The organism is Actinacidiphila sp. bgisy167 (genome assembly GCF_057707665.1).
In genome coordinates this window covers 17,413-43,955 of record NZ_JBYIQP010000060.1, presented here as the reverse complement: position 1 = coordinate 43,955, position 26,543 = coordinate 17,413, and the positions used below count along the sequence as shown (strand labels likewise).

The 26,543-nt window shown below is 72.7% G+C and carries 19 protein-coding genes and 1 pseudogene; 3 read left to right on the top strand and 17 right to left on the bottom strand.

Annotation, left to right across the window (positions count from 1 at the left end; genetic code table 11):
* Positions 1 to 171: 171 nt before the first annotated feature.
* The 9 genes and pseudogenes from AC3ET4_RS21630 to AC3ET4_RS21590 form a co-directional block, all read right to left on the bottom strand.
* Positions 172 to 1,497, bottom strand: coding sequence for a M50 family metallopeptidase (locus AC3ET4_RS21630; protein ID WP_431951866.1), 1,326 nt, complete (start codon positions 1,495 to 1,497; stop codon positions 172 to 174).
* The gene (gene dxr, locus AC3ET4_RS21625; protein WP_431951864.1) at positions 1,494 to 2,762 is read right to left on the bottom strand and encodes a 1-deoxy-D-xylulose-5-phosphate reductoisomerase; all 1,269 of its coding nucleotides are present in this window, start codon (positions 2,760 to 2,762) and stop codon (positions 1,494 to 1,496) included. Before dxr ends, AC3ET4_RS21630 begins: the two co-directional genes overlap by 4 nt.
* Positions 2,763 to 2,854: 92 nt before the next feature.
* Positions 2,855 to 4,792 (bottom strand): acyl-CoA dehydrogenase family protein, encoded by a 1,938-nt coding sequence (locus tag AC3ET4_RS21620; protein ID WP_431951862.1) that lies wholly within the window; start codon positions 4,790 to 4,792, stop codon positions 2,855 to 2,857.
* 122 nt (positions 4,793 to 4,914) lie between these two features.
* Positions 4,915 to 7,107: a M48 family metalloprotease gene (locus AC3ET4_RS21615; protein WP_431951860.1), complete on the bottom strand. Its 2,193-nt coding sequence runs from the start codon at positions 7,105 to 7,107 to the stop codon at positions 4,915 to 4,917.
* Positions 7,108 to 7,251: 144 nt separating this feature from the next.
* Positions 7,252 to 8,697 carry an aldehyde dehydrogenase family protein gene (locus AC3ET4_RS21610; protein ID WP_431951858.1) on the bottom strand — a complete coding sequence of 482 codons (1,446 nt, stop codon included), beginning with the start codon at positions 8,695 to 8,697 and terminating at the stop codon, positions 7,252 to 7,254.
* A 113-nt stretch (positions 8,698 to 8,810) separates the two neighbouring features.
* The gene (locus AC3ET4_RS21605; protein WP_431951868.1) at positions 8,811 to 10,340 is read right to left on the bottom strand and encodes a PucR family transcriptional regulator; all 1,530 of its coding nucleotides are present in this window, start codon (positions 10,338 to 10,340) and stop codon (positions 8,811 to 8,813) included.
* 650 nt (positions 10,341 to 10,990) lie between these two features.
* On the bottom strand, positions 10,991 to 11,647 hold the full coding sequence (locus AC3ET4_RS21600) for a hypothetical protein (RefSeq protein ID WP_431951856.1): 657 nt from the start codon (positions 11,645 to 11,647) through the stop codon (positions 10,991 to 10,993).
* 410 nt (positions 11,648 to 12,057) lie between these two features.
* A pseudogene (locus AC3ET4_RS21595) lies at positions 12,058 to 12,649 on the bottom strand (HARBI1 family protein); the annotation flags it as partial.
* Positions 12,650 to 13,024: 375 nt separating this feature from the next.
* Complete coding sequence (locus AC3ET4_RS21590) at positions 13,025 to 13,396, bottom strand: hypothetical protein (RefSeq protein ID WP_431951854.1); 372 nt, start codon at positions 13,394 to 13,396, stop codon at positions 13,025 to 13,027.
* 161 nt (positions 13,397 to 13,557) lie between these two features.
* Between AC3ET4_RS21590 and AC3ET4_RS21585 the strand changes: the two genes are divergently transcribed.
* Positions 13,558 to 14,118: an aldo/keto reductase gene (locus AC3ET4_RS21585; protein ID WP_431951852.1), complete on the top strand. Its 561-nt coding sequence runs from the start codon at positions 13,558 to 13,560 to the stop codon at positions 14,116 to 14,118.
* A gap of 73 nt (positions 14,119 to 14,191) precedes the next feature.
* Here AC3ET4_RS21585 and AC3ET4_RS21580 read toward each other — a convergent pair whose 3' ends face one another.
* Positions 14,192 to 16,393, bottom strand: coding sequence for an ATP-binding protein (locus AC3ET4_RS21580; protein ID WP_431951850.1), 2,202 nt, complete (start codon positions 16,391 to 16,393; stop codon positions 14,192 to 14,194).
* A gap of 425 nt (positions 16,394 to 16,818) precedes the next feature.
* On the opposite strand from AC3ET4_RS21580, the gene gabT reads away from it, so the two are divergent.
* Complete coding sequence (gene gabT / locus AC3ET4_RS21575; protein WP_431951848.1) at positions 16,819 to 18,150, top strand: 4-aminobutyrate--2-oxoglutarate transaminase; 1,332 nt, start codon at positions 16,819 to 16,821, stop codon at positions 18,148 to 18,150.
* A gap of 351 nt (positions 18,151 to 18,501) precedes the next feature.
* Positions 18,502 to 19,125, top strand: coding sequence for a phosphatase PAP2 family protein (locus AC3ET4_RS21570; RefSeq protein WP_431951846.1), 624 nt, complete (start codon positions 18,502 to 18,504; stop codon positions 19,123 to 19,125).
* Here the strand turns inward: AC3ET4_RS21570 and AC3ET4_RS21565 are convergent.
* From AC3ET4_RS21565 to AC3ET4_RS21535, 7 genes are all read right to left on the bottom strand, one after another.
* Positions 19,097 to 20,602, bottom strand: a complete 1,506-nt coding sequence (locus tag AC3ET4_RS21565; protein WP_431951844.1) for a CoA-acylating methylmalonate-semialdehyde dehydrogenase — start codon at positions 20,600 to 20,602, stop codon at positions 19,097 to 19,099. The two genes, AC3ET4_RS21570 and AC3ET4_RS21565, sit on opposite strands and share 29 nt — an antisense overlap.
* 91 nt (positions 20,603 to 20,693) lie before the next feature.
* Positions 20,694 to 21,485 (bottom strand): nucleotidyl transferase AbiEii/AbiGii toxin family protein, encoded by a 792-nt coding sequence (locus AC3ET4_RS21560; protein ID WP_431951842.1) that lies wholly within the window; start codon positions 21,483 to 21,485, stop codon positions 20,694 to 20,696.
* A 104-nt stretch (positions 21,486 to 21,589) separates the two neighbouring features.
* A complete protein-coding gene (locus AC3ET4_RS21555; RefSeq protein ID WP_431951840.1) occupies positions 21,590 to 22,057 on the bottom strand; it encodes a hypothetical protein in 468 nt (155 codons plus the stop codon).
* Between the two features lie 136 nt (positions 22,058 to 22,193).
* The gene (locus AC3ET4_RS21550) at positions 22,194 to 23,588 is read right to left on the bottom strand and encodes an NAD(P)/FAD-dependent oxidoreductase (protein ID WP_431951838.1); all 1,395 of its coding nucleotides are present in this window, start codon (positions 23,586 to 23,588) and stop codon (positions 22,194 to 22,196) included.
* Between the two features lie 34 nt (positions 23,589 to 23,622).
* On the bottom strand, positions 23,623 to 24,423 hold the full coding sequence (locus AC3ET4_RS21545) for an ABC transporter permease (RefSeq protein ID WP_431951836.1): 801 nt from the start codon (positions 24,421 to 24,423) through the stop codon (positions 23,623 to 23,625).
* Complete coding sequence (locus tag AC3ET4_RS21540; protein WP_431951834.1) at positions 24,423 to 25,358, bottom strand: ABC transporter permease; 936 nt, start codon at positions 25,356 to 25,358, stop codon at positions 24,423 to 24,425. Before AC3ET4_RS21540 ends, AC3ET4_RS21545 begins: the two co-directional genes overlap by 1 nt.
* Complete coding sequence (locus AC3ET4_RS21535; RefSeq protein ID WP_431951832.1) at positions 25,358 to 26,542, bottom strand: ABC transporter ATP-binding protein; 1,185 nt, start codon at positions 26,540 to 26,542, stop codon at positions 25,358 to 25,360. Before AC3ET4_RS21535 ends, AC3ET4_RS21540 begins: the two co-directional genes overlap by 1 nt.
* Between the last annotated feature and the right edge of the window lies 1 nt (position 26,543).

Sequence of the window (26,543 nt, the reverse complement as noted above, 5' to 3'; positions counted from 1 at the left end):
TCTGGCGGCTCTTGCGGCGGTCGGCGAGCTTGATCGGAACGGACGGCATCCCGAGCGAAATCGCGGTCATGTGCGTGGCATCCCCAAAGTACGCGGATCGAGGTCCCGGCGGCGTGGGCGGGCTCCGGTCAACGAGACTACGTCACCGCGCCCACGCCTCCTGCATCGTGTCTAGGTCAAACGCACCGGATTGATGAGATCCGCGGCCATCACCAGGGCCGTGAAGCAGATGAAGATCCCGGCCACGACATAGGCGACCGGCATCAGCTTCGCCACGTCGAAGGGGCCGGGGTCGGCCCGGCGGAAGACCTTGGCGACGTTACGGCGCACGGACTCCCACAGGGCGCCCGCGATGTGCCCGCCGTCGAGCGGGAGCAGCGGCAGCATGTTGAAGAGGAACAGGGCCAGATTGACCCCGGCGAGCAGGTTGACCATCGTGGCGATCTTCTGCGTGGCCGGCAGCGGCAGCGAGAAGATGTCGCCGCCCAGGCGGGCCGCGCCGATCATGCCGACCGGGGAGTCGGGCTGGCGCTCGCCGCCGCTGAAGACCGCGTTCCACAGGCCGGGAACCTTTCCCGGGACCGCCGCGAGGGAGCGGACGCCGTCCTCGGCGGTGGTGGCCATGTGGTCGATCGACTGGCCGAAGCCGAACGTCACCACGCCGTCGGCGGGTGTGAAACCGAGGAATCCGGCCTGGACGTACTGGCCCTTGACGATGCCGCCGTTCCCGTCGGTCCTGACGACCTTGTTGGCGATCAGGTTCGCGTGCAGGTCGAGGGTCCTGCCGTCGCGGACGACGGTGATGGTGGCGGGGCCGATGGTCTTGCGGATCTCCTGCTGCAGCACCGTCCACTGGCTGTCGTCGACCTTGACCCCGTTGAAGGCCACGATCCGGTCGGCCTTGTGCAGGCCGGCCGCCTTGGCGGGGGCGGCCGGGTAGTCGCCGTGGGCGCAGGGGTCCTTGGCCTTGAGCGCCTGGGTGTCGGAGGCGGGGATGACGCAGTCGGAGACCGATCCGACCGTCGTCGTCTGCGTCGGGATGCCGAAGCCCATGAAGAGCGCCAGGAAGAGCCCGAAGGCGAGGACCAGGTTCATGAAGGGCCCGGCGAACATGACGATCACGCGCTTCCAGGGCTTGCGCGTGTAGAACATGCGGGTCTCGTCGCCGGGCTGCAGCTCCTCGTAGGCCGCGGAGCGGGCGTCCTCGATCATCCCGCGGAAGGGCGAGGTGGACCGGGCGGCGACGCGGCCGTCGTCCCCGGGCGGGAACATCCCGATCATGCGGATGTAGCCGCCCAGCGGGATCGCCTTGACGCCGTACTCGGTCTCACCCTTCCGGCGGGACCAGATGGTCGGCCCGAAGCCGACCATGTACTGCGGCACCCGGATCTTGAACAGCTTGGCCGTGGAGAGGTGGCCGAGCTCGTGCCAGGCGATGGAGAACAGGAGGCCGACCACGAAGATGGCGATCCCCAGTGCCCACATGAGTCCCGTCATACGTGTGCCGCCTCCGTCGTCGCCTGTTCCGCAGCCAGTTCCCGGGCGCGGCCGCGCGCCCACTCCTCCGCCTCGAGGACGTCCTCCACGGTGAGGGAGGTTCCCTCGGCGGGGGTGCCGTGCTCCTCGACCACCCGGGCGACGGTGTCCACGATGCCCGTGAAGGGCAGCGTTCCGGCGAGGAACGCGGCCACGCACTCCTCGTTGGCCGCGTTGAACACCGCGGGGGCGGTACCGCCGAGACTACCCACGCGGCGGGCGAGCGCCACCGCCGGGAAGGCCTCGTCGTCGAGCGGGAAGAAGGTCCACGTCGCGGCCTTGGTCCAGTCGCACCCGGGCGCGGCGTCCGGCACCCGCTCGGGCCAGCCGAGGCCCAGGGAGATCGGCATCCGCATGTCGGGCGGGCTGACCTGCGCCAATGTGGAGCCGTCGGTGAACTCCACCATGGAGTGGATGTACGACTGCGGGTGGACGACGACCTCGATGCGGTCGAAGGGGATGTCGAAGAGCAGGTGGGCCTCGATGACCTCCAGGCCCTTGTTCACCAGGGTGGCCGAGTTGATGGTGACCACCGGGCCCATGTCCCAGGTGGGGTGGGCCAGCGCCTGCTCGGGGGTGACCGCGGCCAGTTCCCGCTTGTCCCGGCCGCGGAAGGGGCCGCCGGAGGCGGTCACGACGAGCTTGCGGACCTCGGGGCGGGAGCCGCCCAGCAGGGCCTGGAAGAGCGCCGAGTGCTCGGAGTCGACGGGCACGATCTGACCCGGCTTGGCCACGGCCTTCACCAGGGGGCCGCCGACGATCAGCGACTCCTTGTTGGCGAGGATCAGGATCCGCCCCGCCTCCAGGGCGGCCAGCGTCGGGCGCAGCCCGATCGAGCCGGTGATGCCGTTGAGCACGGAGTGGCACGGACGGCGGGCCAGCTCGGTCGCGGCGTCCGGGCCCACCAGGACCTCCGGCAGGGACTCGGCGCCGTACCGCTCGGCCAGGGCCTCCCGCAGCGGGCCTTCCGCGTTCTCGTCCGCGACGGCGACCGCGGCGACGCCGAGCCGCCGCGCCTGGTCCGCGAGGAGCCCGACCCGGCCGCCGGCGGCGGACAGGGCCACCACCCGGAAGCGGTCGGGGTTGCGCAGGACGACGTCGATGGCCTGGGTGCCGATCGATCCGGTCGATCCCAGGACGACGATGTCGCGGGGGCCGTCGTTGGCCCCGCCGGCCGCGTCCGGTCCGGGCAGCCGCAGGTGGGGGTCGGCGAGAGTGTCCGTCATCCCCCCATTGTGTCGGGTCGCCGGCACGGCGGGGGCACCGCCTCCGGGAAGGCGGTGCCGCGCGTCGGGGGCCGCGCCCCTGGTCCGGTCGGTCAGCGCATCGGCCGGTGGACGTTCTCCTTGCGGGAGGCGCCAGGCGTGGTGTCGGCGATCCAGGGCCCGTCGCTCGAGGGGTCGACGATGCCCGATTCGAGCCAGGTGTAGGCCCCGCCCAGGACGCCGTCGACGACCTTGCGGTCGATGGAGTCGGTGTTCGTCCACAGGCGGCCGAAGAGCTCCTCGACGCGGATCCGCGACTGGCGGCAGAAGGCGTCGGCGAGCTGGTAGGCCTCGCGTCCGTGCTCGCCGCGCGTACGGAGCATCTCGGCGCGGACGCAGGCCGCGCTCATGGCGAACAGTTCCGCGCCGATGTCGACGACGCGCCCCAGGAAGCCCTGCTTGGTCTCCATCCGGCCCTGCCAGCGCGACATGGCGTAGAAGGTGGAGCGGGCGAGCTTGCGGGCGCCGCGCTCGACGTAGCGCAGGTGGGCGGCGAGGTCGGGATGGCCCGCCGGGTGGAAGGAGGAGTACGCGCCCGGGATCTGGCCGGGGCCGGCGACCAGCTTCGGCAGCCAGCGGGCGTAGAAGCCGCCGGCCTTCACACCGGCCCTGGCCTTGTCGCCGAGCGCCTTGTCGGGGTCGATGAGGTCCCCGGCGACCGACAGGTGGGCGTCGACGGCCTCACGGGCGATCAGCAGGTGCATGATCTCTGTGGAACCCTCGAAGATCCGGTTGATCCGCAGGTCGCGCAGCAGCTGCTCGGCCGGGACGCCCCGTTCGCCGCGGGCGGCGAGGGACTGCGCGGTCTCGAAGCCGCGGCCGCCGCGGATCTGCACCAGTTCGTCGGCCATGGTCCAGCCCATCTCGGACGCGAAGAGCTTGGCCAGCGCGCCCTCGATACGGATGTCGTTGCGGTTCTCGTCGGCCATCTGGCTGGAGAGCTCCATGACGGCCTCGAGGGCGAAGGTGGTCGCCGCGATGAAGGAGATCTTCGCGCCGACGGCCTCGTGGCGGCCGACCGGCCTGCCCCACTGCTCACGGGCCGCCGACCACTCGCGGGCGATCTTCAGGGACCACTTGCCGGCCGCCACACAGGAGGCGGGCAGCGACAGGCGGCCGGTGTTGAGGGTGGTCAGGGCGATCTTCAGCCCGGCGCCCTCGGGGCCGATCCGGTTCTCGGCGGGGACGCGCACCTGGTGGAACCGGGTGACGCCGTTCTCGATGCCGCGCAGCCCCATGAAGGAGTTGCGGTTCTCGACGGTGATGCCCTCGGAGCCGGCCTCGACGACGAACGCGGTGATGCCGCCCTTGTGGCCCTCGCTCCTGGGCACCCGCGCCATGACGACCAGAAGGTCGGCGACGACGCCGTTGGTGGTCCACAGCTTCACGCCGTCGAGGACGTAGGAGTCCCCGTCGGGGACGGCCGTGGTCGCCAGGCGCGCCGGGTCGGACCCGACGTCGGGCTCCGTGAGAAGGAAGGCGGAGATGTCGGTACGGGCGCAGCGCGGCAGGAACCGCTCCTTCTGCTCCGGGGTGCCGAACATCTTCAGCGGCTGGGGCACGCCGATCGACTGGTGCGCGGACAGCAGCACACCGACGGCGGGGCTCGCGGAGCCGACCAGGGCCAGGGCCTTGTTGTAGTACACCTGGGTGAGGCCGAGACCGCCGTACTTGGGATCGATCTTCATGCCGAGGGCGCCGAGCTCCTTCAGCCCGGTGATGACCTCGTCGGGGATCCTCGCCTCACGCTCGATCAGAGCCCCGTCCACCTTCGTCTCGACGAAGTCGCGCAGCTTGGCCAGGAACTCCTCGCCGCGCTGGACCTGCTCGGTCGACGGGGTGGGGTGGGGATGGATCAGGTCGAGCCGGAAGCGACCCAGGAACAGTTCCTTGGCGAAGCTGGGCTTGCGCCATTCCTGTTCGCGGGCGGCCTCTGCGACCTCGCGCGCTTCACGTTCGGACACGGTGGGGCGGGGGGATGCTGCGGACATGGGGACGTCACCTCGCGTCGGTTACCGACCGGAGCTGCTGGTTCGTTGGTACCCCGGTTCCGGCGTCGTCACCAGCCCTCGCGCACGGGGTGCGCGGGGCCGGTGACCTTCCCGACGGCGGCTCAGACCGCGGCGAGCAGCTTGCGCAGCGGCACGGTGTCCGGCGCGGCGCCGTCCTCGGTGGCGGGGGCGGCGAGGGCGTCGACCGCGGCGCCGAACTCCGCCTCGTCGGTGCCGTCGGCCAGCACCAGCCGCACGCCCTGACCCCACGTCAGCTCCCAGTGGGCCGCGCCGGATTCGGCGAGCGCGAGGCCGGCGAGCGCGGCGGCCCCCCTGTGCAGCGCGCCCTCGGGCAGCTGCTGCGCCACGGCCGCGAGGCGGCCCTGGTCGGCGGCGTCGAGCAGGGCCGTCACGGTCGGCTCGAGGCCCGCGGCCGACAGCGCGGCGCGCACCGGCTCGGCGTTGCCGGCGAGCACCGCACGCACCGCCGGATCCGCCAGGGCGCTCCACTCCACTCGGGTGAACGACTGGCTCTCGGGGCTGAGGCCCGCCGCTTCCAGGGCGATCAGCACCTGGTCCCGGTCGCGCAGCAGCTCCAGGGCGGGGCGGTCCGGCCCGGCGGGCGCCGTGGCCGGCCCGTCCGCGGGCGCCGCTTCGACGAGGCGCACGCGCTCGGCGATCGGGGGATGCGAGTCGTACGGGGAGCGCTGCTCGCGCGGCAGCCGGGCGCGCAGCCGGGCCAGCTCGGCACGGCGGGCGGGGTCGGCCAGGAAGCGGCTGAGGCCGCCGTAGACCTCACCGGCGGGCGGCAGCAGCCGGGCCGGTGCGCCGAAGGAGGCGTACTGCCGCATGTAGTGGTCGAAGGCGGTGTCCAGCACCGGGATCTCGCGCAGTGCGGAGGCGGTGGCCTCCCGCCCGGCGAGCCGCACCGCGGCCTGGTCGGCGGCGAGCTCCTGGGCGCGGCCGACGCTGTGCGAGGCGCGGAGGTAGAACGTGGCGTAGGCGGTGTAGATCGCCGCCATGGCCCGGTAGGTGATGCCGGCGCCCGTGGTGTCGACTTCCTTGGCGTCGCGGCCCTTGGCCAGCGCCTTCGCGGCCCGCTCCTCCTGCCGTGCCTGTTCCTTGCCCCGGGCGCGGGCGGCACGCTCCTCGAAGTGCGCGATGGTCCGCAGGACGCGCTGCTGGCCCCGCAGGGTGATCGCGGCCAGCCGGGTGTCGCTGTTGCCGTAGTGGCCGAGCTCATGGGTGAGGACGGCGTGCAGCTGGCGCTCGCTCAGACCGGTGAGCAGGGGCACGCCGATGTACATGCGGCGGCGGCCGCCGACCAGGCCGAGGAGGCGGGACTCCTCGGACACGGCGGCGTTGACGTCGCCGACCAGGACGATCTCGTCCGGCGCGCGCGTGCCGTAGCGGGCGGCGAGGTCGCGCACGGCCGCCCACAGCTCGGGCTGCTGCTGCTCGGTGACGGGGACACCCGAGGGGCCGGAGTCTTCGGGACGCCGCAGCATGAACATGCCGCGGACGATGGGGACGGCGAGGACGGCGCTGACGATGACCACCTTGCTGGTGAACGCGCCGGAGCCCCACGTGGCGACGAAGACGTCGATTCCCGCCAGCACCGCGAGGAGCACCACTCCCAGCAGGTAGAAGCCCGCGAGCAGCATCAGGGCGCGCACGGCGCGCGCCGTGGAGCTGCCGGCCTCGGCCGGCTCGTCGCCTTCCGGCGGCGCGGCCTCGACGCGTACCGCTCCGTCCGGTACGCCCGCGTCGGCGACGCCGTCCGGGGAGGTGAGCGAGGAGGCGCCGACCGTCGTGGCCGGGACCCCGAGTGCCGCGCACACCCGGCGCAGCAGCTCCTCCGACTCCGGTTCGGCCTCGCCGGGGCGCGGGTCGTTGCGGACCTCCGCCAGGGCGGCGGCCGCCTCGGGGCGCCCGAACCACTGCGCGCAGGTGGCGGCCTGGGCGTCCCACTGGGCGCGGTGCTCGGCGTACTCCTGCGGGTCGGTCGGCGGCTCCCAGCCGGCCGCCCATCCCATGCGCTGGCCGCCGTCGCTGTCCGGGCGCACGAACACCGCGTACGCGACCTGAGGTGTCGCCACCAGCACCACGGCCGGTGCGTCCAGGCGCCGTGCCAGTTCACGCCCGGCGGGCACCACGTCGGCGATGCCTATGCCCTCACCCTCGGTGACCGGCGCGTCGAACAGCACCTCGGTGCCGCCCTCGCCCCCGACGACCCAGCCTCCGACCGGTCCCCCGGCGACGGCTTCCGCGGTCGCCGGGGCCTCCGCCGCGCAGACCACCGTGTACGTTGCCACCTTGCGTTTCCCCTCCCCTGCGCCCCCTGGGCGCTCCTGCGATCGGGACACCTTACGTGCTCATGCCGACAGGGCGCAGGACAGGCCCGGGGCGCACCGCACATGCGCCCCGGCCGCCAGGGAGGGGTGGTTTTTCTCGGGGCGCTACAGGGCCAGCCCGGTCAGGACCAGCACCCGCTCGTAGGTGTAGTCCTCCATCGCGTACGCGACGCCCTCGCGGCCCACGCCGGAGTCCTTGACCCCGCCGTACGGCATCTGGTCCGCGCGGTAGGAGGGGGCGTCGCCGATGACGACGCCGCCGACCTCCAGCTCGCGGTGGGCTCGGAAGGCGGTCTGCAGGTCGTGGGTGAACACGCCGCACTGCAGGCCGAATCGGGAGTCGTTGACGACCGCGAAGGCCTCGTCGGCGCCGTCCACCTTGTGCAGGGACAGGACCGGGCCGAAGACCTCCTCGGTGGCGATGATCGCGTCCGCCGGAAGGTCGGCGAGCACGGTCGGCTCGTAGGCGGCGCCCTCACGCCGGCCGCCGGTCAGCAGCTTGGCGCCCTTGCTCAGCGCGTCCTCGACCCAGGACTCGACGCGCGCGGCGGCGTTCTCGTCGACGAGCGGGCCGACGTCGGTCGCCTCGTCCGAGGGGTCGCCGGTGACCTGGGCCCTCACCTTGGCGACGACCTTCTCCACCAGCCGGTCGTACACGGAGGCGTCGGCGACGACCCGCTGGACCGAGATGCAGGACTGGCCGCCCTGGTAGTTGGCGAAGGTCGCGATACGGCTCGCCGCCCACTCCAGATCCTCCTCCGAGGACCAGTCCGCCAGGACGACGGCGGCGGCGTTGCCGCCCAGCTCCAAGGTGACGTGTTTGCGCGGCACCGAGTCCATGATCTGGTGGCCGACCCGGTCGGAGCCGGTGAAGGAGATGACCGGCAGCCGCTCGTCCCGCACCAGGGCTGGCATGCGCTCGTTCGGGACGGTCAGCACGCTCCACGAACCGGCCGGCAGATCCGTCTCGGCCAGGATCTCCCCGAGGAGCAGCGCGGACAGCGGGGTCGCCGGGGCGGGCTTGAGGATGATCGGCACTCCGACCGCGATCGCCGGCGCCACCTTGTGGGCCACCAGATTGAGCGGGAAGTTGAACGGTGCGATGCCGAGCACGCTGCCGCGCGGGAAGCGGCGGGTCAGGGCCAGGCGGCCGGTGCCGCCCGCGTCGGTGTCCAGGCGCCGGGCCTCGCCGCTGTTGAAGCGGCGCGCCTCCTCCGCCGCCCAGCGGAAGACCGACACCGCGCGGCCGACCTCGCCGCGCGCCCACTTCATCGGCTTGCCGTTCTCGGCGGTGATCAGCCGGGCGATCTCCTCGCCGCGCTCGGCCAGCCGCTTCGACACGTGGTCGAGGGCCGCGGCGCGCACATGGGCGGGGGTAGCGGCGAACCGCGCCTCGACGGCCTTCGCGGCGGCGACCGCCTCCTCCACCTGGGCGGGGGTCGGCACGCTGACGCCGGCCACGACGCTGCCGTCATGAGGATTCACGACATCGAAGGTGTCCTCGCCGATGACCGGGCGGCCGGCGAGCCAGAAGGCGGTGGGTGTGCTCATGCCGACCACGGTAGGGCGGACGGCACCCGGCCGGTCTTGTCCAGTGCGTCCTAGCCGGCGGCGGCGACTCGCCTTTTTGTCAGGCCCCGAGGGACCGTCCTCAGGGGACTCGCTCAGCCGCGGGTCTTGAGGGCCAGCCACAGCTCCATACGGACGTCCGGGTCGTCCAGCGAGCGCTCCAGGATCTCCTCCACGCGCCGCATCCGGTAGCGCAGCGTATGCCGGTGGACCCCCAGGTCCGCCGCGGCGGCGTCCCACTGCCCGTGCCGGGACAGCCACGCCCGCAGCGACGCGACCAGATCACCGCGGGCGGTGGCGTCGTGCTCGCGCAGCGGCCGCAACAGGCCGTCGGCGAAGGCCCGTACGGCGTCGTCACCCAGCAGCCCCAGCATCGAGCCGGAACCGACCTCGTCGTGCTCGACCACGCTGCGGCCCCGCCGCCGGGCGACCGCCAGCGCCCGCTGGGCCTGCTCGTGCGCGCCCGGGACACCCGCGGCATCCGCCGCGGCGGACACCCCGGCCACCAGGTCGTCGCTGCCGTCGACCACCGCCAGGCAGGCCCGTGCCACCTCGCCCTCCGCGGCCGCGAGCGCCGTCAGCCGGCCCGCGTCCCGCACGACGAGCACCGGCTCCGCGGCCCGCAGGGCGGCCGTCTCGACCCGCTCGGCCAGCAGTCCCACCGCGTCCCCCGCTACCCCCGCCGCGCGTTCCGCGACCAGCACACGCACCGGGGCGTCGAGCAGCCCGCCGTACAGCCGCCCCGCCACGGTGCGCGCGTGCTCGGGCTCCCCGACCAGCAGCATCCGCAGCAACGCGGCTCCCAGGCGCTGCTCGGTGTCCTGGAGCGCGCGGGACTGCTCCAGGGAGAGGGTCAGCAGCGCGACGGCGGCGTTCACGAGGTACCGGGCCGAGGTGTCGGGCCGCTCCTCGGTGCCCACCGCGAGGAAACCGCGGGGGCGCCGGCCGGTGCCCAGCGAGTGCACCTCCACGCGGTCCTCGGTGCCGGCCATCGCCGCGCTGGCCGGGGCGGACCTGCCGCGCAGCCGCTCCACCTCCCCGGCGAGCCGTGCCGCACGCCGCCCCGCCCACTCCGGCGCCGCGGCCACCACGGCGCCCGACGCGTCGTACAGCGCCGCCCAGCCCTTCAGATGCGCCGCCAGCCGCGACAGCAGCGCCGTCGTCCCGTCCGGCGCGAGCGCCGCCCGGGTCAGCTCCCGCTGCGCCTCGAACCCAGCGGTCACGGTTTTGTACCGGTCGGCCGCGATCTCCGCGGAGACGGCCTTGCTGATCGCGATGAACGGTGTCCTGTGCGGCACCTCCAGCAACGGGAGCCGGTGCGCGGCCGCCGCGTCCACGAGCGCCTGCGGCACCGTGTCGTGGCTCACCCCCACGCCGAAGCCGAGGGCCACCACACCGGCTCCGGCCAGGCGCGCCACATACTGGCCGAGCGCCTCGGCCGAGCCGACGTCCAGTTTCAGGCCCGTGGTGAGCAGCAGCTCGCCGCCTTCCAGATACGGCGTGGGGTCGTCCAGCTCACTGGTGTGCACCCAGCGGACGGCGGCCTCCGCCAGGCGGTCCCCTCCGGCGAGGACGGCCAGCTTCAGGGCGGGGTTCCGCAGCAGCGAGGCGAGCGTGGGCGGCACGGGCTTTTTCTCCATCGCGGAGTGTGTTCACTTCCGATTCTGCCTCACCGTATACCTGCGGTGCCCCGCGATTCCCGACAGCGCCCGCCCCCCACCCTTGCCCCGCCCTCACTCGCACGGGGCCGCGTCGACGCGCCTTACTGCGTGTCAGACAGCCTTGACCGCTCCTCCGTCGATCAGGTCGGCCCCGGTGATGCAGCCCGCCGCATCGAGTGAGGAGGAACGTGATGAGGGAAGCCACTTCACGGGGGGTCGCCGATCCGCCCGAGAGCGATACCCCGAGCATCTCGGGCACCCGCGCCTCGAAGTCGGGCGCGGCCACTCCCGAGCGGCCGCGAGTTCCGCTCCGGCAGCCTCTGGGGCCTTGCGGATCCGGTGCGCATCGGGTCGGCGAGACGACGTCGAAGGGGACGCCCCGCGAACCGAATTCCTCGGCGACGAAGTCCCCCTGCGCCGTGAGCGCCGCCTTGGCGTCGCCCACCCGCCGGCCAACGCGCACCGTCGTCCAAGGTGGGATCACCGAAGGGGCGTAGCTCAACCCGGTCAGCTACCGGTGCCGCCACCCAGCTGTCAGGCGAATGGCACCGACATCACTCAACCAAGTTCAGTAGCTGTGCGGCGGCACCTCACCCTTGCCGGGGGGCAGGTCGTCACCAGTACGACGGTTCAAAGGGAGCGCGGCCGCTCTGGCTGTAGTAGGCGTGGACCAGCGAGACACTGGCGACTCGCCGGCCTTCTTCTACTGCGTGTTCTGCGGCTTTTTGTCCGGTGAAATTCCGCCGCTCTCGTTCGTATTCCTCGACGCCCTCGAACTCGAAACGGGTTGCGTCATCCAGGAGACGAAGCTCGGCAACGTCCTGGACCATCGTGACGATCAGGCGGTCATGAGTCTGGGGGTCGCGGTACTCGTACCGTTCGGAGCTGGAACTGTAACCGGAAGGAAACGGCACCCGTGCGCCGATCCACCGGTCGTTGCCGAGGGCCCTTCCCCATGTCTCGCCAACCGTCCGCAGGTCGCCGTCAAAAACGATATACCGCTCTAGCCGCCACTGGCAGCTCAGCGGACCAGGCGGTTCGCCTTCGAAGGGGGAATTACGAAGGCAGTGGTCCGCGGCGGCGGCACCGAGCTGTCGCGGTGCACCCGGCAGGACGTCGACGACCTTCTCCAGGCGGTGTTCGGCTTCAGCCTTCGCCTTGCGGCTCGCTGCGTCCACCTCATCGGTCCGCGACGGACCGGCCATCGGAACCGTCAGCCAGGCGTAGGCGTGCCACCCCGCTGCGGCAAGACCCACCAGCACAGCCAGCACTATTCCCGCACCGACTATCCGACGGCGCACCTGCGGTCTCGTCCTTCTTACCATGCCAAGATCTTCCCAAGCCCATGTCACCGAACGGCTACGAATTCGTCCGAAATTTGGACTGCCGGGTCGCGCCACCGCCTTCGTCAGCCGTTTCGAGGCGGTCGCGGTCAGTCCCCGGGGGGGGGTTCTGCACGAATGGGGACGGCCGTTCATGATCGTGGTTGCGGTAACCCTTCGTGGCCCAAGCACGGAATGTGATCCAGAACCACGGTTCACGGAACGGCGACACCCCGGCGGGTGGGAGGGCGTGGCGTGCGTTATCCGGTGACGAGAAGACGTGGCGCAGGTGGCGCAAGGCGCTGCGGCCGGTACTGAAGTCTTCTCAGTAACGTTTCGTGACGTTTTGTGATCTTTGTTCAGGTGGTGCGGCCGTGCTCGAGCTGGAGCAGGACGGGGGCGGCTCGGGCGATGCGGGTGATGGCCGAGGGGTCGAGGCTGACCCTGCGCAGGGCCTTGAAAGTGACCTTCAGCAGGGCGTTGGCTCGTTCGGCGACGGCGTGGACGCATCGGATCACGGAGTTGAACGCCTGGTCGGGCTCGGCGAGTTCACCGCCCTTGGGTTTCTTGACCGGGTGGCGGAAGCCGGGCCCGGCGTTCTCGTAGCCGAGGTCGGTCAGGGTAGGGATGTCCAGCGTGGCGGCGAGCCGGTTCAGGGCGTCGACCAGTCCGTGTGCCCGTGTGCAGGTGGTGTCGTGCTCGCGGCCCGGGCGGGCCGGGGAGACCCAGAGGCGCCAGCCGTCCGGGGCGGCTATGACCTGCACGTTCCCTCCGTGGTGCTTATGCTTGCCCGACCACCCCAGGTCGCGCCGTTGGGGCCGGCGGCGGCCACGCGGTCGGTGTGGATGAGCGCGCCGTCCAGGTTGAGGTGGGTGTATCCGGCCGCCGCCGCCCGCTCCAGCGCGGTGGACAGATCCGGCGCTCGGCGAGCACCGTCAGTCCTTCGTGCACCGCGCCGTGGCGACGAGATACGACAAACTCGCGGTCCGCTACGAGGCAACCGTCCTCGTCGCCGCCATCAACGAGTGGCTGTGACCAGCACTTTCGATACGCGCCCTCCGAATACCGCCGCGGTTACCGCGACGGCTACCGGTCCGCGTGGAACGCGTACTGCTGACCCGAAACCCGCACGCACCCCTGCCGCCCTGATCCCTCCTCGGGTTGACAATGGTCGCCCGGGGAACGCCCGGCGACCGACGTCGGACGCCACGACGGCTGGTACGCGGACCCGCTGTCCGGCCGCGTCCCGTTGACGCTGCTCGTCGCGAGCGACCCCGGTTCCTCCGTGGTCTTCGTACGGTTCGCGGGAGAACCGGGCGGCGGGGGCTATTCGCACGTGCGCTTGAAGCCGTCCGCCCCCACACGCGCGCGGAAGCGCACCTCGTGGCCCTTGGGGTCGGTGAAGATCGCTGTCGTCGGTGACAGCAGCGTCATCGTGCCGCGCTGCGTGGGGTTGCCCCAGCCCGGCGGGGGATTGAAGGAGCCGTCGGAGAGCGGGGTCTCGGCCTCGAAGTACGTGGACCCGACCAGGGCCTCGTCGATGCCGCAGTGGGTGTAGAGCTCGTAGGGGATGGTGGTCGGGGCCGGAGCGGTCGGGAGCGCCACGCGGGCGGGGTCCCGGTCGGCGCAGCCCGTGAGGACTGCCGCGGCGGCGGTGGCCGCGAGGGCGGTGGCGCGTGCGGAGTACCTGGTAGTCATGCCGGTTGGACGCCGCAGCGGCGGAGCGGGTTCCATCGGCGGCGCCCGTTCACACCGCCGCTGCCCGTACGCCGCCGCGCTCGCGCGGCACGCAGGTCGCGGCGACCGGCAGCGCGGCGACGATGGTGCGCGCGGGGAAGATCCGGGCCTTCGGCTCCTCCATGTCTCCGGCGGAGACCATCGTCGAGGCCCAGTGGGCGGCAGAGCGCCAGGGGTCGTACCGGTTCCTGACCGATCAGTCGATGTACTCCCTCTTCAGACGGCGCCCCGAGGGCGCCGTCTTCCCGACGGCGCAGCGCCACGGCATGGGAGTGCTGACCTTCAGCCCGCTCAACGGCGGCCGGCTGTCCGGCCGGGCCGACGTTTCCCGCGGCCACCGCGCGTCGTCCCGGCCGGCGCTCTACGACCCGGCCACGCCGGCGGGCCGGCTCAAGGCCGCCGCGCTCGAGCAGCTCACCGCCCTCGCCGACGAAGCGGGGCTGCGGTTGCCGCAGCTGGCGATCGCCTTCGCCCTCGCGCACCCGACCGTCACCTCGGTGCTGATCGGCCCGCGCACCGCCGAGCAGCTCGACGGGCTGCTCGATGGCGCCGGGACCACCTTGACCGACGACGTCCTGGATCGCATCGACGCGATCGTCCCGCCGGGGACCGACCTGAATCCGGAGGACAACTACGCTGCCACGCCGCCCCCGTTGGAGGACGCCCGGCTCCGCCGCCGGTAGCGGGCGGACCGCCGGCCGCGCCACCACCTCCGGTGGCCGACCCGGGCCGCGGGAACGAAGATCCCGCCGCTCCCTACGCCCGTAGATCCACCAGCACCGGCGGCGCCGACTCCCCGTCCACCGAGGTCAGCGACACGACCGCGTGACCCGCGGGGACGGCGTGCGCGAGGTCGGACGCGGACCACCGCTCGCGCTCGACCCGCCGCACCGTCACCGACTCCGCCGTGACGGCCTTCCCGGTCACCAGGCGCCGCACCGTGTGGAGCACCCGCGTGAGCGGCTCGTCCGCGATGATCTGGCGGTTCGTGACGTCCTGGACGTCCACCCACTCCTTGCCCCACACCTCCGCGAAGCGCGCGCCGTCCCAGGCGGTGACGCCCGCCAGGGCCGCCCGGCAGCCCACGGCGCCCAGCAGGGCGCCCCGGAGCGCTTCGGGGACGTCGTCCAGGGTGCGCAGCGTGAGGACGGCGCCGGCGTTGGCGGAGCGCATCCGCTGCAGGCCGCGCACCGACTCCGCGGTCACCGTGTGGGAGGCGTCGTCGAGGACGAGGCAGGCGAACAGGGAGCGGTCCCGCCGGGCCACTGCGCACTCGGCGAACTGGGCGAGGACGAGCCGCGCCAGCATCCGGGAGACCTCGGCGTGGCCCCGCTCCGGAAGGTCGATGCGGATCCGCAGCGGGTGCTCCAGGCCGCGCAGCGAGAAGGGGTGGCTGCCGCCCGTCGTGTCGAAGAACCCGGCGAACGCGGGCCGGTCGAGCAGCGCGATGCGGTCGGCCAGCAGGGGGCCCGCGTCGCCTGCCCGGGCGGACTGCCGCTCCCGTGCGTCGAGTTCGCGCAGCTGGCCCTGGGCGGCGGCACCGCGGGCCTGCAGGGCGGAGCGCAGCGCGGCCAGGGCCGCCGGGGTGCCGTCGAGGAGTTCGCGCAGCTCGGGGACGGAGGGGAACCGCCCGTGGGCGGCGTGGAAGGGCCCGAGGAGCTGGCCGAGGGCCGTGGCCGCGCGGCGGCTGTCCCCGCCGGGCAGCGCCGCGGCGAGGTCACCGACGAGGGCCTCGGCCAGGAAGCCCGCGGCCTCGTCGGGGTCGGCGGTGCCGCCGTAGAGGTCGAGGTCGTACGCGGAGTCGGGGTGGCCGATCTTGACGACGACGTCGAAGGACTCGTCGGGAGCCAGCCGCGCCCCGTCGGTGCCGACGGCGACGACGGCCGCCCGCCCGGCGAGGGCCTGCAGGCACAGGAGTTCCAGCACGGGCCGCACGAAGCGCACGGTCTTTCCGGAACCGGGCGGTCCGACGGCCAGCAGGGAGGTGCCGAGGACGGCCGGGTCGAGGGCGTAATCGGCGCCCCGGTGGGTGCGGGGATTGCGTTCGTCGTCGGGAGCGGCGCCGATCCGGACCTGGCCGGCGAGCAGGTCGTGCCGGGCGGTGCGGACGGGCAGGTCGCGGGCGCCGGACGGATGGGCGCAGGCGGCGGCCCCGTACCGCAGCACGGTGTCGGTGAAGGCGGTCAACCGGCCGGGGGCGAGGTGTACGGACTGCCAGGCGCGGGTGACGCGGGCGAAGTCGACGTCGTTCATCAGCCCGGAGCGGGCGTCCTCGGCGAGCCGGTCGGCGGCGTCGGCGGCGCCACCCTGCCGGAGCGCGGGGAAGGCGACCGGGTCCAGGGCGGGGTCGGCGGGCTCACGGCCGGCGGCCGCGCCCTCCGCCTCGCGGGACCGGCCGAGCGGGGCGGTGACGTAGCGGCGCCACAGTTCGGCCCAGCGGCCGATGCGGGCGAAGAAGACCAGAAGGGCGCCTGCGATGAGGGCGTAGTAAAGGTACGAGGCCCACAGGTAGGCGGTCTGGTTGCCGCCCGCCTGCCGCCACGAGTCCGGGGTGAGGGCGAGCAGCGGCCACAGCCAGTAGCTGCCGAGGTAGCCGTTCCACAGCAGGGACCACAGCAGCCAGCCGCCGAGGAAGGAGATCAGGGCGCCGGCGACGAGCTGGCGGCCCGGCACGGCGTCCGGGTCGGCGGCGGGGCGGGGGCGGTGCCCGAGGCGCCACACGCCGGGGGCGGTGGCCGGGCGCGGGATCCGCAGCCACGCGACGAGGCCGGAGCCGTCCGCGGTGGGGGTGGACCCGGACTGCGCGGGGGCGTGCCACGAGCCGGCTGCCGGGTGGGTCCCCGGCAGCGGGGGCGCCCCGGGGGGCAGCGGGGGCGCGGCCGGGGCGGTGTCGCGCCGGGCACGGGCGTGGCGCTCGCCGCGGCCGGGCTCGGCCGGGCCGGGGCGGGCCCCGGGCACGGGCGGCGCCGGCACAGGGGGCGAACCGGGCACGGGCGGCGCCGGCACAGGGGGCGAACCGGGCACGGGCGGCGCCGGCACGGCGGGCGGTCCGGGCACGGCAGGCGGTCCTGGGGGCGCGGGCAGGGCACCGGGCATCGGCCGGGCGCCGGGCACCGGCGGTGTGCCCGGCTGCGGGCCGGGGCCCCCGGGCGGAGGCGCCGCGGGCTTCTCGTGCGTACCGTCGCGTTCCATCGCGTGTGCCACCCCTCGCAGGTCCGCACTCAATGTAGTCGAGCGGCCACCGCAGTCTGAAGGATCTTGGCACGCTCATGTCCGCCACGTCGAAGAGGCGTTCCGCAGTGCGCCCTATCGGAGTGTGCGGGGCTCCGCCGAACGGGCTTAGCCTGCGAGGAAAGACCACGGTTCGAAGGAGTACGCCCGCCATGACCGATCTGGCCCAGGAGCGCCGACTCGTCACCCCGATCCCCGGCCCCAAGTCGCAGGAGCTGCTGGCGCGCAAGACGGCGGCGGTCGCGAACGGCGTCGGCGTCACCCTGCCCGTCTTCGTCACCCGCGCCGGCGGCGGCGTGCTCCAGGACGTGGACGGCAACTCGCTGATCGACTTCGGTTCCGGCATCGCGGTGACCTCGGTCGGCAACAGCGCCGAGGCGGTCGTGCGCCGCGCGTCGGCGCAGCTGGCGGACTTCACCCACACCTGCTTCATGGTGACGCCGTACGAGGGCTACGTGGAGGTCGCCGAGGCGCTCAACGAGCTGACCCCGGGCGACCACGACAAGCGCACCGCGCTGTTCAACTCCGGTGCGGAGGCCGTCGAGAACGCGGTGAAGATCGCCCGCGCGTACACCGGGCGCCAGGCCGTGGTCGTCTTCGACCACGGCTACCACGGCCGCACCAACCTCACGATGGCGCTGACGGCGAAGAACATGCCGTACAAGCACTCGTTCGGCCCGTTCGCGCCCGAGGTCTACCGCATGCCGCTGGCCTACCCCTACCGCTGGCTGACCGGCCCGGAGAACTGCGCGGAGGAGGCGGCCGCCCAGGCGATCGACATGATCACCAAGCAGGTCGGGGCCGAGAACGTGGCCGCGATCGTGATCGAGCCGATCCAGGGTGAGGGCGGCTTCATCGAGCCGGCCAAGGGCTTCCTGCCCGAGCTGGTCGACTTCGCCCGGGCGAACGGCATCGTCTTCGTCGCGGACGAGATCCAGACCGGCTTCTGCCGCACGGGCCAGTGGTTCGCCTGCGAGGACGAGGGCGTCGTCCCGGACCTGATCACCACCGCCAAGGGCATCGCCGGCGGTCTGCCCCTGGCCGCGGTGACCGGTCGCGCCGAGATCATGGACGCCGCGCACTCCGGCGGGCTGGGCGGCACCTACGGCGGCAACCCGGTGGCGTGCGCCGGCGCGCTCGGCGCCATCGAGACGATGAAGGAGCAGGACCTGGCCGCCAAGGCCCGCCGCATCGGCGAGATCATGCTCGGCCGGCTGCGCGGCATGCAGGAGAAGTTCGACGTCATCGGCGACGTCCGCGGCCGCGGCGCCATGATCGCGATCGAGCTCGTGGAGCCCGGCGGCAAGAACCCGAACCCGGCTGTGACCGCCGCGGTCGCCAAGGCCTGCCACGCCGAGGGCCTGGTGGTGCTGACCTGCGGCACCTACGGCAACGTGCTGCGCTTCCTGCCGCCGCTGGTGATCGGGGAGGACCTGCTGAACGAGGGGCTCGACATCATCGAGGGCGCGTTCGCCCGGCTGTGACCAGGCGCTTCGCCGTGACTCAGCGTGCACGGCAGGCAGCGTGAAGAAGGTGTGCGGGCCTGATGGCGGGAGGGTGCAACCCCTGCCGGGCGGCTCGCCGGTGACGTACGGTTTCGGCAGATGGAACGAACACCCCGTCTGCGAAAGTCCGCGGGCGACACTATGCCGGTGACTCCCCATCACCGGCACAGCAGTGCCCTCGCGCACAGCGCCGAAGCCGAAGGCTCCGGCAATCCTCGCCGATCGGTCGGCCGCTCGCCCCACACCCCCCGGGGCGGGCGGTACGGCGATCGTTCTGGCCGCCCCGGAACTCTCCCCCCTGTTCCGGGGCGGCCGGCTTCTCTGGTGGCCGTGGTGTGCACGGCGCTCTTCGGACTGCTGACCTGGCAGGAGGCACGACGAGGGCGCCTGCTGGCCCTGGACGGGCCGGTGCGCGCCGCCCTTGCGGGACCCTCCTCCCGTCCCGCCGGCCGATCCGGCGTGGCGGAGTTCCTCGCCGATCTGGGCGACTGGCGGGTCGCCGTGCCCGTTCTGCTGCTCGCCCTGGTCTGCGCCACCTTGCGGGCACGCCGGCGCGGGCTGCCCCGGCCCTGGGCGCCGGCGCTGGCGTACACGCTCGCGATGCTCCTCGCGGCGCTGCTGGTCGCCCTGGTGAAGCCGCTGATCGGCCGGTCCGGGCCCGGCTCGCTGGCGCTGTCCCCCGGCTATCCCGGGCTCTATCCCTCCGGCCACACGGCCACGGCCGCCGCCGCCTACGGCGGCGCCGTGCTCCTGCTGCTTCCGTGGCTGGTGCGCGCGGCGGCACGGCGGCTGCTGGTCGCGGCCGCCGTGCTGCTCAACGGTGCGGTGGGCGTCGCCCTGGTCCGCTGCGGATACCACTGGCCGCTCGATGTGGTGGGGAGCTGGCTGCTGTGCGGCGCCCTGCTGGCGGGCGCGGCACTGGCGGTCAGCTGTTGGTCGGGAAACCGAGGTTGATGCCGCCGTGGCTCGGGTCGAGCCACCGCTGGGTGACGGCCTTGCCGCGGGTGAAGAAGTGGACGCCGTCAGGGCCGTAGGCGTGCGTGTCGCCGAACAGCGAGGCCTTCCAGCCCCCGAAGGAGTAGTACGCCACCGGCACCGGGATCGGCACGTTGATGCCGACCATGCCGACCTCGACCTCGTGCTGGAAGCGCCGGGCGGCGCCGCCGTCGTTGGTGAAGATGGCCGTGCCGTTTCCGTACGGGTTGGAGTTGACCAGCTCCAGGCCCTCGTCGTAGGAGCCCACCCGGACCACGGACAGGACGGGGCCGAAGATCTCGTCGTTGTAGACGGACATGCCGGGCTTGACGTGGTCGAAGAGAGTGGGGCCGAGCCAGAAGCCGTTCGCGGTGTCCTCGCCCGTGACGGCGTGGGTGCGGCCGTCGACGGCGAGGGTCGCGCCGTCGGCGAGACCGGCGTCGAGGTAGGACGTCACCTTGTCGCGGTGCGCGCCGGTGACCAGCGGGCCCATCTCGGACGCCGCGTTGCAGCCGGGTCCCACCGTGAGCGCGGCCATCCGCTCCTTGATCTTCTCCACCAGTGTGTCGCCGATCGGGTCGACCGCCACCAGCACGGACACCGCCATGCAGCGCTCGCCGGCCGCGCCGAAGCCGGCGCCCACGGCCGCGTCGGCGGCGAGGTCGAGGTCCGCGTCCGGCAGGACCAGCATGTGGTTCTTGGCGCCGCCCAGGGCCTGCACGCGCTTGCCGTAGCGCGTGCCGGTCTCGTAGACGTAGCGGGCGATCGGGGTGGAACCGACGAAGGAGACGGACTTGACGTCGGGGTGCTCCAGGAGGCGGTCGACGGCGACCTTGTCACCGTGCACGACGTTGAAGACGCCGTCCGGTAGCCCGGCCCGCTTCCACAGCTTTGCGAGGAATTCGGCGGCTGACGGGTCCTTCTCGGAGGGCTTGACGATGACGGTGTTGCCCGCGGCGATGGCGATGGGGAAGAACCACATCGGCACCATCGCGGGGAAGTTGAAGGGCGAGATGATCGCGACCGGGCCGAGCGGCTGCCGGATCGAGTAGACGTCGATGCCGGTCGAGGCCTGCTCGGTGAAGCCGCCCTTGAGCAGCTGCGGGATGCCGCAGGCGTACTCGACGACCTCCAGGCCGCGGGCGATCTCGCCGAGCGCGTCCGCGTGCACCTTGCCGTGCTCGGAGACGATGAGCGCGGCCAGCTCGTCGCGCCGGGCGTTGAGCAGCTCGCGGAAGGCGAACAGCACGGAGGTGCGTCTGGCCACCGAGGCGTGGCGCCACTCCTTGAAGGCGGCGGCCGCCGCGCCGACGGCCTGGTCGACCTCGGCGACCGACGCGAAGTCCACCCGCCCGGTCACGGCGCCGGTGGCGGGGTCGTAGACGTCCCCGTGCCGCTCCGCGGTGCCGGTCCAGGGCGCTCCGGCGATCCAGTGCGTGATGCGCTTGTCGGTCACGGTGGACCTTCCTCTCCCTCGTCTCCTGCCAGTGTCGTCAGCGGCAGGGGCACCCTCAAGCACCAAGGTGTCGGCGTCGCGGGCAAAGGCTTTACAGGTCGTACAGCTCGTCGGGATGCTCCATGGCCTCCATGAGGTCCAGCCGGATGTCCTGGGCCCACTCGAAGGCCCAGCGCTTCACGGCGGCGGCGCCCGCGGCGTCCAGCCCCTGCGCCGCGTACGCCGTGTCGTCGGCCCCGACGAGTTTGTCGAGGCGGTCGGCGAGCAGGCGCGGCTGGAGGTCCTCGTCGAGGTGGACGGCCATCGTCAGCAGTTCCCCCGGTGTGAAGCACGCGGCCAGGGCGTGGAGGTCCACCAGGTCGCGTACCGAGGCGCGGTCGGCGACGGCGGCCGCCTTCAGCGCGGCGCAGTCCTCCAGCGCCACCACCGGGACGGGTCCTGACAGGCCGAGTCCGGCGGGGACCGGGGGACGGGAGAGCGGCTGCTTCGCCACGTCGACGGTGCGGCGCCCGCCGCCCGGCGAGGTGACCTCCAGTTGGGCGGCGAGCGGCGTTCCGGGCAGGGGGCTCACCTCGTCGCCTGCCCCGGTGTACGCGGCGGCGAGCGCGGCGCCGATGTCGGCGGCCGGGGTGGAGCTGAAGGTCACCAGGCTCAGGTGTCTCGGTGGCCGGCGGTCGAAGCCGTGCGCGATCAGCGCGAGGCCGCCCGCCACGGCGAGGCCGTGGCGGGCGCAGACCGGCAGGGCGGTCTCGACGAGATGCGCGAGGCCGGGTGGGAGGGCCGTGCCGGCCTCCCGCGGCGCCGCGCGCGCGACCGGGCGCGCGCCGTCACCCGCCCGGGTGTCGGCGGCCGCTTCGGGCCGACCGCTCGGCGTCGTGGTCACCCCACCAGTGTCGCGCACCGGGGCGGACGGCCGACGGGTCCCCGGTCACGGAGCACGTGCCCCGATCGCCCGCGCGGCTCACCCGCCCTGACCACGCGCGCGGTTCATACGCCCCGGTCACGGCCGCGCTGTCCCGCCAGGTGGGCCGCCGCCTCGTGCATGGCCAGTTCCAGGACGGCGGGGTCCGTGAGCCCGCCGGTGCCGTCGGGCGGCACGAGCCAGCCCGCACCTCCCGCGACGCGACCGGGGTGGGGGACCACGATCCAGGTGCCGGACCCCGCGGTGCGCACCCCGGTGCCGACCCAGCGGGCCGCGGTGCCAGGAGGCACGAAGTAGCCCACGCGGCCGCCGAGGTCGGTGAGGACGGGGCCAGGGCGCTCGACGAGGCGGGTGAGGACGCCGAGCGTCGGTCGGCCCAGTGCGCCGGTGAGGATGAGGACGTCCCACAGCCGTCCGGCGGGCAGGAGCGTCACCCCGTGGGGGTGGTGCTCCCATTCCCGCCGGGCGGCGTCAGGGTCGGGTGCCACGGAAACCAGCCACTCGGCCGCGCCTCGCGCGTTCGTGCCCACCATGCCGGTTCCTCCGTTGCGTGTGTGCGCTGTCGTACGGTCACGCGGAGAGAGCGGGCCGGGGCGGATCATTACGCGGGTTCACCCCGCCCGATGGGGTGAACCGGAGCGCGCGGCACGCCGAGGGCGGGCCGGCCGGTCAGGTGTCGAAGCCGAAGCCCATCCGGTCCATCGCCTTCAGCCACAGGTTGCGCCGGCCGGCGTTGCGGTCGGCGCGGTCCAGGGACCACTTGGTGAGGCCGATGCCGGCCCACGCCAGGGGCTCGGGCGGGAAGGGCAGCGGCTTGGTGCGCACCATCCGCAGGGCGGTGCGCTCGGTGGGCTCCTGGGAGAGCAGGTCGAGCATGACGTCGGCTCCGAAGCGGGTGGCGCCGACACCGAGGCCGGTGTAGCCGGCGGCATAGGCGACCTTTCCGTCGTGGGCGGTGCCGTAGAAGGCGGTGAAGCGCGAGCAGGTGTCGATCGCGCCGCCCCAGGCGTGGGTGAAGCGCAGGCCCTCCAGCTGCGGGAAGCAGCGGAAGAAGTGCGCGGCGAGCTTCAGATAGGTCTGCGGGCGCTCGTCGCGGGCGGTGTCCAGGCGGCCGCCGTAAGGGTAGACGGCGTCGTAGCCGCCCCATAGGACGCGGTTGTCCGCGGTGAGCCGGAAGTAGTGGAACTGGTTGGCGCTGTCACCGAACCCCTGGCGCCTCTTCCACCCGACGGAGCCGAGCTGCTGCGGCGTCAGCGGCTCGGTGACCAGCGCGTAGTCGTACACCGGGACGATGTATCGGCGGACCCGGCGCAGCAGCGAGGGGAAGACATTGGTGCCGAGCGCGACGTGGCGGGCGAAGACGCGTCCGTACGGGGTGCGCACGGCCATGCCGGAGCCGTTGCGGGCGAGCTGGGTGGCGCGGGTGCGCTCATAGACGCGCACGCCCAGTTCCTCGCAGGCGCGCCGCAGGCCCCACGCCAGCTTGGCGGGGTGCAGCATGGCGACGCCCCTGCGGTCCCACAGGCCGCCGACGAAGGTCGGCGAGTCGACCTCGGCGCGCACCTGGTCGCGGTCGAGCAGCTCCAGTTCGACCCCGTGCCGGGCGGCCTCCCGCGCGGACGCCCCGAGGTCGTCGAGCTGGTAGGGCTCGGTGGCGACGTCGATCTCGCCGGAGCGTTCGAAGTCGCAGTCGATGGAGTAGCGGGCGACGGTCTCCTCGATGCCGTCGAGGTTGCGGTTGCCCAGCCCCTCCAGTCGCTCGAACTCCTCGGGCCAGCGGGCGAGTCCGTTGGCCAGGCCGTGGGTGAGGCTTGCGGCGCAGAAGCCGCCGTTGCGGCCGGACGCCGCCCAGCCCACCTCCCTTGCCTCGATCAGGACGACGTCGCGGTGCGGGTCGCGCTCCTTGGCCAGCAGCGCGGTCCACAGGCCGGTGTAGCCGCCGCCGACCACGAGCAGGTCGCAGTACTCGTCGCCGACGAGGGCGGCACCCGCCCTCGGCCGGCCCGGGTCCTCCAGCCAGAAGGGTGTCGGCTGGGTGTCGGCGAGCGAACGGGCTGGATCCATGGGGTCTCACACCTTCGCGGATGCGGTCAGTGGATCAACTTCGGGCTTTCCTGCGGCGGCCGAGCATCTGTCCGACGACGACGCAGAGCACCGCCGCGACGAACATCAGGGTGCCGATGACGTTCACCTGGACGGGCAGTCCCTTCTGGGCGGCGCCCCAGACGAACATCGGGAAGGTCACGGTGGCCGGGCCGGCGTTGAACTGCGTGATGATGAAGTCGTCGATGGAGATCGCGAAGCTCAGCAGCGCTCCGGCCGCGATGCCGGGCGCGGCGATCGGGAAGGTGATGCGCCAGAAGGTCGACCAGGGGGTCGCGTACAGGTCCTGGGCGGCCTGCTCCAGTCGCGGGTCCATGCTCATCACACGCGCCTTGACCGCCGTCACCACGAAGCTGAGGCAGAACGTGATGTGCGCGATGAGGATGGTCCAGAAACCGAACGGGACGCGCATGTTGAGGAACAGGGTGCCGAGCGAGGCGCCCATGACGATCTCCGGCATCGCCATCGGCAGCCAGATCAGGCCGGTCACCGGGCCTCGGCCGCGGAAACGGTGTCGGCCGAGCGCGAAGGCGACCATGGTGCCGAGGATCGTGGCGCCGAGGGTGGCCAGGACGGCGATCTGCAGCGACAGCGACACCGAGTCGCACATGTCGCCGACGCCGCAGGGATTCTTCCACGCGTCGAGCGAGAAGTGGTTCCAGGAGTAGTTGAAGCGGCCCCTGGGCTGGTTGAAGGAGAAGACCAGGACGATCACGTTGGGGATCGTCAGGTAGGCGAGGGCGGCCGCCCCGGCGAGGACGACGAGGTGCCGGCGCACCCAGTTCAGCACGGGCATCAGACCAGTTCCTCCGTCCCCGCCCTGCGGATGTAGACGGACACGATCACCAGGATCACGGCCATGAGCATGAAGGACAACGCGGCGGCGGTCGGATAGTCGAGCACCGTCAGGAACTTGGACTGGATGACGTTGCCGATCATCTGCTCGCTGGGGCTGCCCAGCAGCTCGGCGTTGATGTAGTCGCCGGAGGCCGGGATGAAGGTGAGCAGCGTGCCGGCCACCACGCCGGGCAGCGAGATCGGGAAGGTCACCGTGCGGAAGGTGGTGAGGGGCCGGGCGTACAGGTCTCCCGCCGCCTCGTGCAGCCGAGCGTCGATGCGCTCCAGCGACGTGTAGAGCGGCAGGATCATGAAGGGCAGGAAGTTGTACGTCAGGCCGCACACCACCGCCAGGGGGGTGGCGAGCACACGGTCGCCGGCGGTGATGCCGAGGGACGCGGTGACGTTCAGGATGTGCAGCCTGTCCAGCACGGTGACGACATAGCCGTCGTCGGCGAGGATCGTCTTCCAGGCCAGGGTGCGGATCAGGAAGCTGGTGAAGAACGGAGCGATGACCATCACCAGGAGCACGTTGCGCCAGCGGCCCGCCTTGAAGGCGATGGTGTACGCCAGCGGATAGCCGATCGCCAGGCAGAGCACCGTGGCGATGCCGGCGTAGATCAGCGAGCGCAGGTAGAAGACGTCGTACTCCCTGAACGCGTCCCAGTAGGTGGCGAAGTGCCAGGTGACGCGGTAGCCCGTCTCAAGGGAGCCGGTCTGCACGGAGGTCGAGGCCTGGTAGACCATCGGCGCCGCGAAGAAGACCAGCAGCCACAGGATGCCGGGCAGCAGCAGCCAGTACGGAACGAGCTTGCGCCGTCGGGCGGCGGCGGCGGCTGGCGCCGGCGGTGTCTGCGCCGCAGCCCCGGAGGGGGCGGTGGAAAGGGCGGCCATCAGGCGCTGACCTCCCCGGCCTCGATGTCCTGGGCGGCGTCGAGAGCGAAGGTGTGGGAGGGGTTCCAGTGCAGCACCACCTCGGCGCCGGGCACGAGGCGGGCGTCGCGTTCCACGTTCGGCGCGAAGACGGCCAGTTCCGGGCACCAGGGGCTGTCGACGACGTACTGGGTGGAGACGCCGATGAAGCTCGCGTCGACGATCCGTCCGGTGATCTTGTTGCGGCCCTCGGGGACCTCGGCCGCGTCGTCGGCGTGCAGAATGGTGATCTTCTCCGGGCGCACCCCGGCCAGGAGCGTGTCGCCCTCCCGCACGGAGGGGACGCAGCGTGCGCTGGGCATCGCGAGGCGCCCGTCGCCGACGCTGAGCAGCAGGTCGTCGCCGCTGGTACCGGCGACCTCGGCCTCGATGAGGTTGGACTGGCCGAGGAAGTTGGCGACGAAGGTGGTGCGGGGGTTCTCGTACAGGTCGGTGGGCGCGCCGAGCTGCTCGATGCGGCCCGCGTTCATCACGGCGATGGTGTCGGCCATGGTCATGGCCTCCTCCTGGTCGTGCGTGACATGCACGAAGGTGATGCCCACCTCGGTCTGGATGCGCTTGAGCTCCAGCTGCATCTGGCGCCGCAGTTTCAGGTCCAGGGCGCCCAGCGGCTCGTCGAGAAGCAGCACCTTGGGGTGGTTGATCAGGGCGCGGGCGACGGCGACGCGCTGCTGCTGGCCACCGGAGAGCTGGTGCGGTTTGCGGCGGGCGAGGTGGCCCAGCTCGACGAGGTCGAGCATCTCCTCGACCTGCCTCTTGACGGACTTGACGCCGCGGCGGCGCAGGCCGAAGGCGACGTTCTCGTAGATGTCGAGGTGCGGGAAGAGCGCGTAGTTCTGGAAGACCGTGTTGACCGGGCGCTTGTACGGCGGCAGGCCCGTGACGTCCTGGTCGCCGATGCGGACGGTGCCGCTGCTGGGGTCCTCCAGGCCGGCGATCATGCGCAGTGTGGTGGTCTTTCCGCAGCCGGAGGCGCCGAGGAGCGCGAAGAAGGAGCCCTCGGGAATGGTGAGGTCGAGCGGGTGGACGGCGGTGAAGTCGCCGTAGGCCTTGCCGATGCCGGCGAGGGTCACGGCGCCACCGGCGGGCGAGGGGTGCTTGGCGTGCGCCGGTTCGCCGGCGAGGTGTGCGGTCTGCTGGGTCATG

What these genes read in the sequence shown, in the direction of transcription:
- dxr (WP_431951864.1), bottom strand. Translation starts at nt 2,762, where the DNA reads ATGACGGACACTCTCGCCGACCCCCACCTGCGGCTGCCCGGACCGGAC.
- AC3ET4_RS21620 (WP_431951862.1), bottom strand. Translation starts at nt 4,792, where the DNA reads ATGTCCGCAGCATCCCCCCGCCCCACCGTGTCCGAACGTGAAGCGCGC.
- AC3ET4_RS21590 (WP_431951854.1), bottom strand. Translation starts at nt 13,396, where the DNA reads ATGACTACCAGGTACTCCGCACGCGCCACCGCCCTCGCGGCCACCGCC.
- AC3ET4_RS21540 (WP_431951834.1), bottom strand. Translation starts at nt 25,358, where the DNA reads ATGGCCGCCCTTTCCACCGCCCCCTCCGGGGCTGCGGCGCAGACACCG.
- AC3ET4_RS21535 (WP_431951832.1), bottom strand. Translation starts at nt 26,542, where the DNA reads ATGACCCAGCAGACCGCACACCTCGCCGGCGAACCGGCGCACGCCAAG.
- AC3ET4_RS21630 (WP_431951866.1), bottom strand. Translation starts at nt 1,497, where the DNA reads ATGACGGGACTCATGTGGGCACTGGGGATCGCCATCTTCGTGGTCGGC.
- AC3ET4_RS21610 (WP_431951858.1), bottom strand. Translation starts at nt 8,697, where the DNA reads ATGAGCACACCCACCGCCTTCTGGCTCGCCGGCCGCCCGGTCATCGGC.
- AC3ET4_RS21555 (WP_431951840.1), bottom strand. Translation starts at nt 22,057, where the DNA reads ATGGTGGGCACGAACGCGCGAGGCGCGGCCGAGTGGCTGGTTTCCGTG.
- gabT (WP_431951848.1), top strand. Translation starts at nt 16,819, where the DNA reads ATGACCGATCTGGCCCAGGAGCGCCGACTCGTCACCCCGATCCCCGGC.
- AC3ET4_RS21550 (WP_431951838.1), bottom strand. Translation starts at nt 23,588, where the DNA reads ATGGATCCAGCCCGTTCGCTCGCCGACACCCAGCCGACACCCTTCTGG.
- AC3ET4_RS21545 (WP_431951836.1), bottom strand. Translation starts at nt 24,423, where the DNA reads ATGCCCGTGCTGAACTGGGTGCGCCGGCACCTCGTCGTCCTCGCCGGG.
- AC3ET4_RS21585 (WP_431951852.1), top strand. Translation starts at nt 13,558, where the DNA reads ATGTCTCCGGCGGAGACCATCGTCGAGGCCCAGTGGGCGGCAGAGCGC.